At 74.3% G+C, this 13,275-nt stretch carries 10 protein-coding genes; all 10 read right to left on the bottom strand.

Annotated features, from left to right (window positions below; genetic code table 11):
* Window positions 1–13: 13 nt before the first annotated feature.
* A complete protein-coding gene (asnB, locus tag ACFYZR_RS12225; protein WP_391908796.1) occupies window positions 14–1,876 on the bottom strand; it encodes an asparagine synthase (glutamine-hydrolyzing) in 1,863 nt (620 codons plus the stop codon).
* Window positions 1,877–1,927: 51 nt separating this feature from the next.
* A complete protein-coding gene (locus ACFYZR_RS12220; RefSeq protein ID WP_391908793.1) occupies window positions 1,928–3,133 on the bottom strand; it encodes a type III PLP-dependent enzyme in 1,206 nt (401 codons plus the stop codon).
* Complete coding sequence (locus tag ACFYZR_RS12215; RefSeq protein ID WP_391908790.1) at window positions 3,130–4,887, bottom strand: IucA/IucC family protein; 1,758 nt, start codon at window positions 4,885–4,887, stop codon at window positions 3,130–3,132. Before ACFYZR_RS12215 ends, ACFYZR_RS12220 begins: the two co-directional genes overlap by 4 nt.
* Window position 4,888: 1 nt before the next feature.
* Window positions 4,889–6,106 (bottom strand): MFS transporter, encoded by a 1,218-nt coding sequence (locus tag ACFYZR_RS12210; RefSeq protein ID WP_391908788.1) that lies wholly within the window; start codon window positions 6,104–6,106, stop codon window positions 4,889–4,891.
* A complete protein-coding gene (locus tag ACFYZR_RS12205; protein ID WP_391908785.1) occupies window positions 6,103–7,869 on the bottom strand; it encodes an IucA/IucC family protein in 1,767 nt (588 codons plus the stop codon). The genes ACFYZR_RS12210 and ACFYZR_RS12205 overlap by 4 nt, the downstream gene beginning before the upstream one ends.
* On the bottom strand, window positions 7,866–9,101 hold the full coding sequence (locus ACFYZR_RS12200) for an acetyl-CoA carboxylase biotin carboxylase subunit family protein (protein WP_391908782.1): 1,236 nt from the start codon (window positions 9,099–9,101) through the stop codon (window positions 7,866–7,868). The genes ACFYZR_RS12205 and ACFYZR_RS12200 overlap by 4 nt, the downstream gene beginning before the upstream one ends.
* A gap of 119 nt (window positions 9,102–9,220) precedes the next feature.
* Entirely contained in the window at window positions 9,221–10,222 is a 1,002-nt protein-coding gene (locus ACFYZR_RS12195) for an ABC transporter substrate-binding protein (RefSeq protein ID WP_391908779.1), read from the bottom strand.
* Between the two features lie 43 nt (window positions 10,223–10,265).
* Window positions 10,266–11,105, bottom strand: coding sequence for an ABC transporter ATP-binding protein (locus ACFYZR_RS12190; protein ID WP_391909768.1), 840 nt, complete (start codon window positions 11,103–11,105; stop codon window positions 10,266–10,268).
* Window positions 11,106–11,194: 89 nt separating this feature from the next.
* Window positions 11,195–12,250, bottom strand: coding sequence for a FecCD family ABC transporter permease (locus ACFYZR_RS12185; protein ID WP_391908776.1), 1,056 nt, complete (start codon window positions 12,248–12,250; stop codon window positions 11,195–11,197).
* The gene (locus ACFYZR_RS12180) at window positions 12,247–13,206 is read right to left on the bottom strand and encodes a FecCD family ABC transporter permease (RefSeq protein WP_391909765.1); all 960 of its coding nucleotides are present in this window, start codon (window positions 13,204–13,206) and stop codon (window positions 12,247–12,249) included. The genes ACFYZR_RS12185 and ACFYZR_RS12180 overlap by 4 nt, the downstream gene beginning before the upstream one ends.
* Window positions 13,207–13,275: the final 69 nt, after the last annotated feature.

Below are 13,275 nucleotides of genomic sequence, written 5' to 3'. Positions count from 1 at the left end.
GGCCGCAGGCCCGCTAGAGGCGCAGCTCGGTGCCGTACTCGGTGAGCCAGGTGTTGAGGTTGAGGACCACCTCGGTGGCGGTCCGGAACGATTCCCCCGCACGCTCATCCAGGGCCTCGGCGACGGTGGGGGCGTCGAGCAGCGGGCGTACGGGCGCTTCCTTGTCGGCCAGGAGTTCGCCGAGCGCGGCGCGCAGGGCGTCGGCGTAGCGGGGGTCCTGGGTGCTGGGGTAGGGGCTCTTGACGCGGTCGGCGACGGCGTCCGGCAGCAGGTCGCGGGTGGCGGCGCGCAGCAGGGACTTCTCGCGGCCGTCGAAGGTCTTCATGGCCCAGGGGGTGTTGAAGACGTATTCGACGAGCCGGTGGTCGCAGAAGGGGACGCGCACCTCCAGGCCGACGGCCATGCTGGCCCGGTCCTTGCGGTCGAGCAGGAGCTGGACGAAGCGGGTGAGGTGGAGGTAGCTGATCTCGCGCATCCGGGCCTGCAGTCCGCTCTCGCCGGCCAGCCGGGGCACTTCGGTGAGGGCCTCGTGGTAGCGCTGCCGTTCGTGGCCGGGCATGTCGACCTTGGCGAGGAGGCCCTTGTCGAGGAGCGCGGTCCGCCCGCCGCTGGCGGGCCCGGAGAAGGTGTCGGCGACGCCCGCGGCGAGCCAGGGGAAGGTGTCGGCCTGGACGCACTCGGGGTCGTGGAACCAGCGGTAGCCGCCGAAGACCTCGTCCGCGGACTCCCCGGACAGCGCGACCGTGGACTGTTCGCGGATGGCCTTGAAGAGGAGGTAGAGCGAGACGTCGCCGTCGCCGAAGCCGGCGGTGGGCAGGTCGCGGGCTCTGAGTATGGCGTCGCGGTTGGCGCGGTTCATCAGGGCGGCCGTGTCGAGGACGATGTCGCTGTGGTCGGAGCGGACGTGCTCGGCGAGGGCGTGGGCGTAGGGGCCGTCGGGGGTGGGGCGCAGCAGGTCGGCCTTGAAGTTCTCGGTCTGGCCGGCGAAGTCCACGGAGAAGGAGCGCACCGGACCGTGCCCGGCCTCCGCCAGACCCTTGGCGGCGAGGGCGGTGATGGCGGAGGAGTCGAGTCCGCCGGAGAGCAGGGTGCACAGCGGCACGTCGGCGATGAGCTGGCGGGTGACGATGTCGTCGAGGAGTTCGCGGACGCGGCGGACCGTGGTGGTGGTGTCGTCGGTGTGCTCCCGGGCCTCGAGGCCCCAGTAGCGGCGGACGGTCAGGCCCCCGCGGCGGACGCGCGCGGTGTGGCCGGGGCGCAGTTCGTACATGCCGTGGTAGCCGGCGTGGCCGGGGGTCTTGGTGAAGGCCAGCATCTCGGCGAGGCCCTCGGCGTCGACGACGGGCCGGACGGCGGGGTGGGCGAGGATGGCCTTGGGCTCGGAGCCGAAGAGCACCCCGTCGGGGGTGGGGTGGTAGTAGAGCGGTTTGATGCCCATGCGGTCGCGGACCAGGAGGAGTTCCTCGGTGCGCGGGTCCCACAGGGCGAAGGCGTACATGCCGTTGAGGCGTTCGGTGAAGGCCTCGCCCCATTCGAGGTAGGCGTGGAGCACGACCTCGGTGTCGCTGCTGGTGCGGAAGGTGTGGCCGTGACTCTCCAACTGGGCGCGTAATTCACGGTAGTTGTAGACCTCGCCGCTGTAGGTGAGGGCGAGCCGCGTACGGCCGTCGTGTGCGACGAGCATGGGCTGCTTGCCGCCCTCGATGTCGATGACGGCGAGGCGGCGGTGACCCAGGGCGGCGTGGGTGTCCAGCCAGACGCCGCCGGCGTCGGGGCCACGGCAGGCCATGGTCCGGGTCATGGCGTCGAGGGTGGCGGAGGCGTGGGGGGTGGTGAGGTCGTTGTCGTAGGAGATCCATCCGGTGATGCCGCACATGGTTTACGGGGCTCCCTTCGCATGAATACCGAGGGTAGTTGTATCCACCAACTATGACGTCCAAACGTTGGATCCACCCAGCATGTGGAACGTCGGCTTCGGGTGCATCAGGAAGTCGTGGTGCGAGATGTTCCACGCGTACGCGCCCGCCATGGCGAAGGCGACGCGGTCGCCCGCCCTCAGCTCCGCCACCGGGATCCCGGCCGCCAGGGTGTCCTTGGGGGTGCAGAGCTGGCCGGTGAGGGTCACCGGTTCGGCCACGGCGGCCGGGCGGGGCCAGGGGTGGGGCCACTCCTCGACGGGCAGGACGGTGAAGGGGTGGTCGTGGCCCTTGGTGGCGGGGGTGCGCATGTGGTGGGTGCCCCCGCGCAGCACCGCGAAGGCCTCGCCGTGGCTGTGCTTGACGTCCAGGACGTCGGTGACGTACCAGCCCGAGTACACCGTCATCGACCGGCCCGGCTCGACGCGCAGCGTCACGCCGGGGTGGCGCGCGGCCAGTTCGGCCAGTCCCTGTCCGTAGGCGGCCCAGTCGAAGCGGGTGCGCGGCCGGGCGTAGTCGACGGCCATGCCGCCGCCGACGTCGACCTCCATCGGGCCGAGGCCGTGCCGGTCGCCGAACTCCCGCGCCCAGGAGGTGATCCGCTCCGCGACGGCCAGCTGGGCGGTCGCGTCCAGGCCGCTGGCCAGGTGGGCGTGGACGCCGCGCAGGCGCAGCCGCCCCTCGATCAGGGGCACGCAGTCCCCGGCGCGGTGGGGGTCGAGGCCGAACGGGCTGGGCCGGCCGCCCATGGCCAGGGCCGCGCCGCCCAGGTCGCCCTCGCCGACGGGCAGGTTGACGCGCAGCAGCACGTCCACGGGCGGCCCGTCGGGCCGTTCCCCGGCGAGGGCGGCGAGCAGCCGCAGGTCCCGCTCGCTCTCCGCGTGGAAGCGCTCCACTCCCAGGTCGAGGGCGAGCCGCAGCTCGGCCTCGGTCTTGCCGGGGCCGCCGAAGGCGAGCGGCAGGCCCGGAACGGCCTCGCGGACGTGGGCCAGTTCGCCGCCCGAGGACACCTCGAACCCGCTGACGTGGGGGGCGAGGGTCTTGAGGATGCCGGGGGCCGGGTTGGCCTTGGCCGCGTAGTACAGCTCGGTCTGCGGCGGCAGGGCGGCCCGTACCGCCCGGGCGTGCTCGTCGAGGGCGGTCAGGTCGTGGACGTAGGCGGGCAGCTCGCCGACCGGCAGGCGTTCGGCGTGGGCGGCGGCACGGGGGGTGATCACAGCGCGGCGCTCCAGGATCCGGTGGGGGCGGCCGAGGAGACGGCGGCGAGGACGTCCGACACGAGGGGCGAGCCGATGCGGACGTAACCGGCGAACCGGTCGGCCTTGCGCTCCCAGCGCGTCAGCAGATTGGCCTTGGCCGGCAGCGGCACCCCGGCGATCAGGGCCCGCAGCAGCGGCGGATTGCCGTGGGCCGCCGCCCGGCCGGCCAGGACCCGGCGCACGGCGGACCACAGGGCGGGCTCCAGGTGGGGGTGGCGGTCGGCGAGGGCGGCGAGCATCTCGGCGAGGTGGTTGACGAGCAGGCAGTACACGACGCGGTCCCAGCCGCGCTCGCGGTCGTACGTCATGGGCCCGGCCACCTCGTCGCCGAGCGCGGCGAGGGCCGCCGCGTGGTGCTCGGGGAGCAGCTTGGTGCCCTCCAGGTCGCGCAGCAGGACCTGGCGGGGCATGCCCGTGTCGTCGACGCCGACGACGACGTTCTGCAGGTGCGGTTCCAGGACGACGCCGTGGTCGAAGTAGGCGGCCAGCACCGGGGGCACGAGCAGGTCCAGATAGGCGTCCCACCACTGCAGGGCGGCCTCGGGGCCCGTGCCCGCCAGCAGGGTGGAGACCTGGGCCGCGCCGGTGGGGTACTCGTCGGCGACGGCGGCGGCCAGCAGCGCGGTCAGGCCGGGGGCCAGCCGCGCGCCGAGGCCCTCGCGGACGATGACGCCGAAGCCCTCGGCGAGCTCGCGGCTGCCCAGGTCCAGGGTGCGGTAGCCGGGCTCGCGCAGCAGCTCGGCGCCGGGGAAGCGGGCGGCCAGGCCGGCGGCGACCGGCTCCAGCAGCCGGGTCAGGGCGACGGCGCCCGTCAGCTCGTACTCGGCGTTCTTGCGCAGGCAGTTGGTGATGCGGATGTTCAGGCTGAACTTCAGGAAGTCCCGGCCGTCGTAGAGGGTGCGCACCGAGGCCGTGGGCGCGAAGTCCGCTCCGCGCGGCCCGAGGTCGAGGACGTCGCCCCGGCCGAGGGCGGCACGCAGTACGGGATGCCCGGCGAGCATCCCGTACTGCCAGGGGTGCGCGGGCAGCAGGACGTACCCCTCCGGCACGCTCCCCTGCCGGTCGAACGCGTCGAGCGCCCGGGGGACGGCGGCCTCCTCGCGGACGAACTCGCGGCGCACCGCGAGGTGGCGCAGGGCGAAGCGGGCGCGGGCCTCGGGGGCGTAGCGGGCCCAGTCCTCGGCGGCGCCGGTACGGGCCTTGGGGGTGGGGTGGAAGCGGTGGCCGAAGAGCAGGGACTGCTCGGAGTCCAGGTAGCGGCCGGCGGGGGTGACGGTGTCCGCGCCGGGCCGCCGGGCCGCGAGGGCGGCGCTGACTCCGGCGTGGCTGGAGGCCACCTGGCCGAGGAATTCGTCGTTGCGGACGCCGGTGCGCAGTTCCAGCTCGCGGTGGATGTAGCCGGCCAGGTCCTGCCAGGGCAGCTCGGCCCAGGTCCCGTCGCGCTGTTCGGTGACGGGCCCGGTGAAACGGTGGGCGCCGACGAGGGAGGCGCGGCGGAGCCTGACGCGCAGCAGGGCGCCGTTGCGGGGCAGCCGCAGCAGCAGGTGCCCGTCCGTGACGGCGGTCTGGTGCTCGGGGCCCGAGACCTCGCGCAGCAGGCAGTTCAGCAGCGTGTGGGCGACCACGTGGTCGGCGGCGGGCACGCCCGCGGGTGCCAGGGGACGGGTGCGCGAGGAGGCGGCGAGCGAGGCGGCAGAGGGGGCTGAGGACATTTCAGCGACTCCAGCGGAGGAGGACGGGCGTGCTGACGACCGCCGTCAGGGCTGCGACGGCGGATCCTGCGACGACGGGGGCGGCCGGGCCCCAGACGTCGTTGGAGACGGCGGCGACCGCTCCGGCGACGACGGCCCCGGCCTTGGATATGAACTCCAGGGTTCCGAACATCCGGCCGGGCCGGCGCCCCCGGCTGGCGTCGGCGGCGAGCGCGGACAGGCTCACCAGCCCCAGGGTCATCCCGGCGCCCAGCAGCAGTCGCAGGGCGATGAACGAGGCCATGGTCGCGGCACCCCAGTGCCCGGCGAGGGCCACGGCGACCAGCCCGAGTCCGGTGACCGCGCCCAGCAGTGGCCGGCCGGCCACGGCGGTGTGCACGGGCCTGGCGAGCAGCGGGTAGCACATGTGCGGGAGGGCGAAGAGCACTCCGCCGACGACGGGGCCGAGGCCGGGCAGCCGCTGCCCGATCAGGGTGATCAGGTAGGGGTAGGAGATGACGGTGGCGAGGACGAAGGCGAACTCGAGGGCGTAGAGGGTGCGCAGCGCCCCCGTGGCCGGGCCCGTGGCCGTCGTGTCCTCCGCCGTGTCCCCGGTGTCCGGCGCCGGGGGTCCGTCCTGTCCGGTGCGCGGCGGTTCGGGGAGCGCGGCCAGCATCAGGGCGGCGGCCAGCGGCAGCGCGGCGAGCACGGCGTACTGCCGGTGCGGGGTGATCCAGGGCGACAGGGAGCCCACCACGATGGGCGCGGCCACGAGGGCGAGCCGGGCGGCGCCCTGCATCAGGGTGAGCGCCCAGGACAGCCGGTGGCCGTCGATGGCGGCGGCGAGGTAGCCGTTGGAGGCGGCGAAGGTGCCGCCGAGCACGCCCTGGAGCACGAGGGCGGCGGCGAAGGCGGGCAGGCTGTCCGCCCAGCCGGCGAGGACGAAGGAGACGGCGAGGCCCAGCTGGGCCCGCAGCAGCAGCCGCTTGCGGCCGTAGCGGTCGGCCAGCCGGCCCCACACGGGGGCGCACAGCGCGCCGAAGACGGTGGGCACGACGTACAGCAGCCCGGCCCAGCGGGCCTCGCGGTCGCCGAGGGAGGGCAGGATCTCGGTGAGGTAGGGCGGCAGGCCGAGGGCCGCGAAGGAGGCGACGAAGTAGCAGGCGGCCACGGCGTGGATCTGCCGGGTGCGCAGGGCGGCGGTCTCCTGCCGCCGCGCGGGCGCGAGGACGGTGCTCACCGGGCCGCCCCCCGCAGGTAGTTGGGCCCGTCGACGTAGTGCTTGTTGATGTCGGCGGCGCCCGAGCGCTCCTTGGTCAGCAGGGTGCCCGCGGTGATCATGGCCTTGACCGGCAGCCGGTCGGCGTCCAGGACCCTCGATCTCAGCACGGCGGCGGAGCCGGGCGCGATCCTGCCGAGGGCCTCGGCGAGTCGCTCGCGCAGCTGCCGCAGCCAGCGCTCCAGGCTTCCCCGGCCCAGGTGGGCCAGCTCGAAGGCCAGGGCGCCCGCGCACAGATGGACGGTGATGGTGGCGAAGACGTCGGCGACCGGGCCGTCGCCGGCCACGAGGATGCGCCGGTCGTCGAAGCCGAGGAGGTCGGCGGCCTCGCCGCCGAGCCGGGCGGCCAGCCGGACGGAGTGCACGCGCGGCCCGTCGTTGTCCTTCAGCAGCAGCCGCATCCGGGGCCGTCCGTCGGTCTCGTCGAGGACGACGGAGGTGTTCTGCTGGTGGGACTCCAGGGCTATGCCGTACGAGAAGAGGGTGGTGTGCCAGTCCAGGAGCAGGGTCAGATAGGCGTCGACCAGGGCGACGAGGGAACCGCCGTAGTAGCGCTCGGCGAGGGCGTCGGCGACCAGCCGCCCGTCGGGGGTACGGGCGAGCAGCCCGGCGACGGTGACCACATGGGCGTTCCCCAGGCCCGCCGGGTAGCGCCGGACCAGGGCGGCCAGGAGTTCGTGGCCGGCACCGAGGTGGGTGCGCTCGTCGGCGAGGAGCACGCTGCCGGCGAAGCGCGGCTCGCGGGCGATGATCTCCTCCAGGAGCCGCTGGCCGGTCTCGCCGTCCAGCAGGGTGCCGGGCTTGATGGTGCGCCGGTTGCGCAGGCCCAGGGTGGCGGTGGCGAGCGGCAGCTTCAGGTGGGTGGTGGGATCGTCGGCGACGGCGACGGTCCGGGTCGACAGCGTGGGGATCACCTCCAGCCGGGGCTTCTCGGCGAGGTGGGCGGATCCGGCGAGGCCGGTGGCGCGCAGCGCCCCGGCGAGCGGGCCGCGGGCGGTCAGGGGGTGGACGGGGAAGGCCAGGTGGGTGCCGTCCAGGTGAGGCAGTCCGAGGGCGCCGGGGGTGGGCCACCAGTGCGGCAGCCCGGCCCGGTCGCCGGTGACCGCCTCCTGCGGGACGGCGAGCCAGCGCAGGGCGAAGCCGGGGTGGAACTCGGGGGCGTAGGCGCGCAGTTCGTCCTCGGTGAGGCCGGAGCGGGCCCGCCCGGTGGGATAGACGGGGTGGTCGCGGTAGGCGGCCAGGGTGTCGAAGGCGAGGGAGCCGCGCAGCCCGGTCCACTTGGCGGTGGAGCGGCCGTAGGTGCCGGCCAGCCGGGCGACGACGTCCTCGCGGACCCGGTGGTGCAGCCGTATCGCGGCGAGCGCCTCGTCGCACTCGGCGAGGAAGGCGTCGAAACCGGCCCGGTCCTCGGGCCCGGCGGCGGACCGCAGCCTGGCCAGGGCGGGACGCAGGCCGCGTACCGGGCCGTCGGGGGTGCGCAGGACGGGTTCGCGGGCCTGGACCTCGCACTGGAAGCCCTCGGGCCCGACCGGCAGCAACAACGTTTCCCCCTCGACGGGGAGCCGGAGCCAGTCGCCGTCGGGGTGCCGTTCGGCGACCGCCTTGGTGCGCAGCCGGTAGGCGTCCTCGCGCAGCAGGGTGTTCAGGACCCTGCCGAGGAGCTCGTCCTCCAGGGCGTCGGGTGCCACGGCGGCCGTAGGTGCCGTGCCCATGAGCGGGCTCATGAGACGATCTCCCATCGCTGGGCGGCCAGGAATTCCGCGACGGCACGGTCGATCCGGTCCTGGTCGGTACCGGTCGCCCGCAACACCCCCAGGTAGTCGCGGTTCGTGCGGTAATGCGGGTGCTCCTCGCCGAGCTCGCGCAGCGGCCGGTAGACCAGACGGACCCCGTCGCGCTCGGTGTCGCTCGCCCCGGGCGCGGTCTTGAGGGTGCCGCCGCGCTCGGCGCACACGTACTCCATACGTACCCTTCCGTCCGTGCGCCCACCGAGTGCGGCGGGCAGGGGCTCGCCGAGGTGGGTGCGCAGGACGTGCTCGAAGAGCGGTATGTCCAGCAGTCCGGCGAGGACGAGGTCGCACTGGTCGCCGATGGAGCGGTAGTTGACCTCGATGAGTCGGGCGCGGTCGCCCTGGACGACGTACTCGGTGTGGCAGACGCCGAAGCCGATGCCGAGCGCCTTCAGCTGGGCGAGGATCTGGCCGCTGTGCGGTTGTGGCGGTTCCGGCAGCAGATGGAGGCGTTCCTCGATGAAGTACGGCAGGGGGGAGAGCTCGGTGCGGAAGGCGGCGTAGGTGTGAAGGGTGGCGCCGTCGCCGAGCGTCTCCAGGGTGTGCAGCTCCCCGTCCAGGTACTCCTCGACAACGAGGGCGGCGTCGGGGCGGCGGGCGCGGATCTCCCGGCAGCGCTCCAGGAGTTCGCCCGCGTCGTTCACCAGGACGACGTCCTCGCTGGCCACGCCCTCGCGGGGCTTGACCACACAGGGGAAGGGGAAGTCGCCGGCGGTGAGGGAGGTGGCGAGGGAGGTGAGGTCCGCGTCCGGGCGGAGTTCGAGGGAGCGCACGGCGTCCAGGCCGGCTCCGGCCAGGGCGCGGCGCAGCTGGGCCTTGTTCTTGGCGTTGAGGGCCGCCTTCCAGTCCTTGCCGGGCAGGCCGAAGTAGTCGGCGGCGAGCGCGGCCTGGGTCTGCAGGTGGTCGCTGTTGGTGAAGAGGGCGTCGGGCCTGCCGAGTTCGGAGACGCGCCCTATGACCTCGCGGAAGTCGCGTACGTCACAGGCGACGACGTCCAGTTCGGGCAGGGGGTCGCCGCCCCGGGCGACGTGACGCGCGTAGGCGCGGCGGTGCGCCTCGGGCGCGTCGGTCAGGAGCGTGACCGCGAGGCCCAGGCGGGCGGCGGCGGGCAGATAGCCCTCGGTGACGGAGTCGGTCGGGTTGAGCGCGAGGAGATGCAGCCGCACGGGGGCACCTTTCGTGGGGGCAGGGGTGCGCGAAGAGAGGGGCAGGCGTCCGCACCGGGCCGGGGGTGTACGGCCCGGGGCGAACGGAGGGGGAGGCCGGCCCTGCGGGCCGGGGGGAGCTACTTCGGCGCGGGGACGCCCGCGGCCTTGGCGACGTCGTCGAGGACGTGGTTGGCCGCCTGGATGCCGATGCCGGACATCCAGGTCTCGTCGGGCACCTGGAAGACCTTGTCGTTCTTGACGGCGCCGAGTCCCTTCCACAGGGGGTTGTCCTGGACGGCGCTCTGCTGGGTCTTCTTGGGGTCGTCGGCGACGGTCACGAACACCAGGTCGGCGTCGGCCTTGTCGATCTGCTCAGGGGAGACCTCGAGCATCGCCTTGTCGACGTCCTGGGACTCGGGGCGGCGCAGGCCGATGTCGGTCAGGACGATGCCGCTGAAGGACTGCTTCTGGTAGAGCCGGGTGGGGCCGGCGACGAAGCGGACAACGGAGGCGGTGGGCATCTTCCCGTCGTTCTTCTTCTTGATCTCCTCGCCTAGAGCCTTGGCGCGCTTCTCATAGGCGTCCATGGCCGCGCCGGCCTCCTTCTCCAGGCCCAGCGCCCGGGCGTGGACCTTCAGGTTCTCCTTCCAGGGGGCGCCGGTGGTCTCGGTGAAGACGGTGGGGGCGATGCCCTTGAGCTTGTCGTAGACCTTGGCGTGGCGGACCTTGGAGGACAGGATCAGATCGGGCTTGAGCGACATGATCCGCTCGATGTCGGGCTCCGCCATGGGGCCCACGTCCTTGGTGTTCTTCGTCCTGGCCGAGAGGTAGGAGGGGAAGCCGCCCTCGGTCTTCATATGGGGGGAGACCGCGCCGACCGGCTCGATGCCGAGCATGGTCACGTCGTCGAGCTCGCCGGTGTCGAGGACGACGACGCGCTCGGGCTTCTTCTTGATCTCGGTGGTGCCCATGGCGTGGGTGACCGAGCGCGGGAAGCCGCTCCCGGCGGCGGGCTCGGCCCCGTCGTCCTTCTTCTCCTCTCCCCCGCAGGCGGCGAGGGCGGCGGTACCGACGATCACGGCGAGCAGCACCGCGAACACTCTGCGCAGTCGCCACAGGGCCGGTCGGAGCAGGGTCATGGTGGGGTTCCTTTTCGAGCGGGTCGGGTGGTGCGAGGGGGTGTCAGGAGGCGCCGGGCGCCGGGCGTCTGCGGGCGCTCGCGCGCGGGACGACCAGGGGGGTGCCGGTCTCGGGGTCGGGGACGACCCGGCAGGGCACCCGGAAGACCTCCTCGACGAGTCCGGCGGTCAGGATCTCCGCCGGGGGCCCGGCCGCGGCCGGGCGGCCGTCGCACATGACGACCAGGTGGTCGGCGTAGCGAGCGGCCTGACCGAGGTCGTGCAGGACCATGACGACGGTCCGGCCGGCCTCGGCGTTGAGCTCCTCGACCAGGTCGAGCACGTCGAGCTGGTGCCGCAGGTCGAGGAAGGTGGTGGGCTCGTCCAGGAGCAGCAGCGGGGTGTCCTGGGCGAGGGCGAGGGCGATCCAGGCGCGCTGGCGCTGGCCGCCGGAGAGCTCGTCGACGGCGCGGTCGCGCAGCGCGGCGGTGCCGGTGCGCGCGAGCGCCTCCTCCACGGCCGCCTGGTCGGCCTTGGACCAGGGGGTGAGCAGCTTCTGGTGGGGGTAGCGGCCCAGGCGTACGAGGGCTTCGACGGTGATGCCCTCGGGGGCGACGGCCTGCTGGGGCAGCAGGCCCATGCGGCGGGCGAGCGCGCGGGCGGACATCCGGTGGATGCCGGCGCCGTCGAGGGTGACGGTCCCGGCGGTGGGGGCCAGCAGCCGGGCCAGGCCGCGCAGCAGGGTGGACTTGCCGCAGGCGTTGGGGCCGACGACGGCGGTGACGGCGCCGCCGGGGAGCGTCAGGTCGACGCCGTCGACCACGGTGGTGCCGCCGTAGCCGAGGGTCAGGCCGTGGGCGGCGAGCCGGCCGGGGCGCGCCGCGTCGCCGGGGCCCGTGCCCATGGCGGCGTTCGCGTTCGCGTTCGCTTCCGTCGAGGCGTTCGCGTCCTCGTTCGTCGAGGCGTTCGCGTTCGTCGAGGCGTTCGTGGCGCTCATCGGGTGGTACTCCCAGCGTTGGGCTTCATCTGACGCAGCATCAGTACGAGCAGCCAGGGCGCCCCGAGCGTCGCGGTGGCGACACCCACGGGCAGCCCGTGCACGGGCAGGAGGTGCAGCACGACCAGGTCGGCACCCAGCAGCAGGGCGGCTCCGGTCAGGGCGGTCAGCGCGAGCGTGCCCACGGTGTGGGGGCCGGCCAGGAACCGCGTGATGTGCGGGACGACCAGGGCCACGAAGCCGATGGGCCCGGTGAGGGCGGCGGCGACCGAGGCCAGGACGACGGCGAGGAGCAGCAGTTGCAGCCGGGCGGCCCTGGGGGCCAGTCCGAGGGCGCCGGCGGTGTCGTCGCCGAGGTCGAGGACGGCGAGCCGCCGGTGGCAGACCAGGGCGAGGACGATCCCGGCGAGGATCGCCGCGCCTCCGGCGCCGGACTCGGTCCAGGTGCGCCCGTAGAGCGAGCCGGTGGTCCACTGCAGTGCGGTGGAGGCGAGTTCGCGGGGGAAGCGCACGATGAAGAGGTTGACGGCGGCGGCGAGCCCCGACTGGACGGCGATGCCGACGAGGACGAGCCGGGAGACGGTGAACCCGCCCCGCCAGGCCAGCGCTCCGAGCAGGACGGCCGCGAGCAGCCCGCCCAGGAGGGCGGCGAGCGGGGTGAGGGCCGCCGAGGCGCCCGTGGCGATGGCGACCACCGCGCCCAGCGAGGCGCCGCCGGTCACGCCGACCACGTCCGGGGAGGCGAGGGGGTTGCGGGCGACGCGCTGGAGCACGGCTCCGGCGACGGCCAGCCCGGCGCCCGCCACGAGGGCGGAGAGCACCCGGGGGGCGCGCAGTTCCTGAACGAGCATCACCGAGCCGGGGTCGCCGAGGCCCACCAGAGCGCGCAAGGCGTCGAGCGGGGCGATCGACACCTCGCCGGTGCCGAGGCCGACCGCCGCCAGGACGACGATCAGTGCCGTGGCGGCCGCGCTCAGCAGCGCGGTGCGGCGGCGCTGCCGGGCGAGCGCACGGGGGGCCGCCGGTGCGGCGGTTGTCACGAGGGTGGTCATCGGGCCACCTTCCGGGCGAGGAAGGCCAGCAGCGGGGCACCGAGCAGGGCGGTGACGATGCCGACCTCGAGTTCGACGGGCCGCAGCACCAGACGGCCGAGGATGTCCGCGGAGAGCAGCAGCAGCGGCCCGGCGATCGCACAACCGGGCAGCACCCAGCGGTGGTCGGTGCCGATGAGCCTGCGGACGAGGTGGGGGGCGGCGAGGCCCACGAAGGACAGGGGGCCCGCGACCGCGACGGAGGAGGCGGCGAGCAGGATCACCGCGATGCCGCCGGCCGCGCGGATCCTGGCGACGGGGACGCCGAGCGCCTGGGCGGTCTCGTCGCCGAGGGCGAGGGCGTTGAGCGCGGGGGCGACGGCCAGGGCGAGGACGAGACCGACGAACAGCGGCACGGCGACGGGCAGCAGGATGCCGGTCTGCCGCCCGGAGAGAGAGCCCGCCAGCCAGAACCGGGCCTCGTCCAGGGTGCGGTGGCTGGTGAGCATGACCGCGGAGGTCCAGGAGATGAGGACGGCGTCCAGCACGGTACCGCCGAGCGCGAGGCGTACGGGGTCCAGGTCGCCGGCGCGGCGGGCGAGGGCGAGAACGGCGAAGGTGGCGAGGGCGGCGCCGGCGAAGGCGAAGGGCAGGTACTGGGCGGGGCGCGAGAGGTGGAGCGCGTAGCTCGCGAGGACCACGGCGAATCCGGCACCGTGGTTGATACCCAAAGTGGCGGGCGAGGCCAGGGGGTTGCGGGTGATGCCCTGGGCGAGGGCGCCCGCGATGCCGAGGGCGGCGCCGACCACGACACCGATCACCGTGCGGGGCACGCGCAGCCCGGTGACGACGAGACCATCCCGGCTGCGGTCCCCGTCGGCCAGGGCGTGCCAGACGGTGGTCAGCGGCACCGGGCGCGAGCCCGCCGCCAGGCCGAGCACCGCCACGACGAGGAGCAGAACCACCCCGCCGGCCAGGAGAAACGCCCCACGCGTCGCCGAGGCCCGCCCGGCGGGGGGCCGCGACGGCCGGGCCGGGCCGGCCGG

Origin of the sequence: Streptomyces sp. NPDC001678, assembly GCF_042892945.1 — a bacterium.
In the GTDB taxonomy this organism is placed as follows: domain Bacteria; phylum Actinomycetota; class Actinomycetes; order Streptomycetales; family Streptomycetaceae; genus Streptomyces.
The sequence above is the reverse complement of the archived record's forward strand: the minus strand, read 5'-3'. Positions and strand labels throughout refer to the sequence as shown.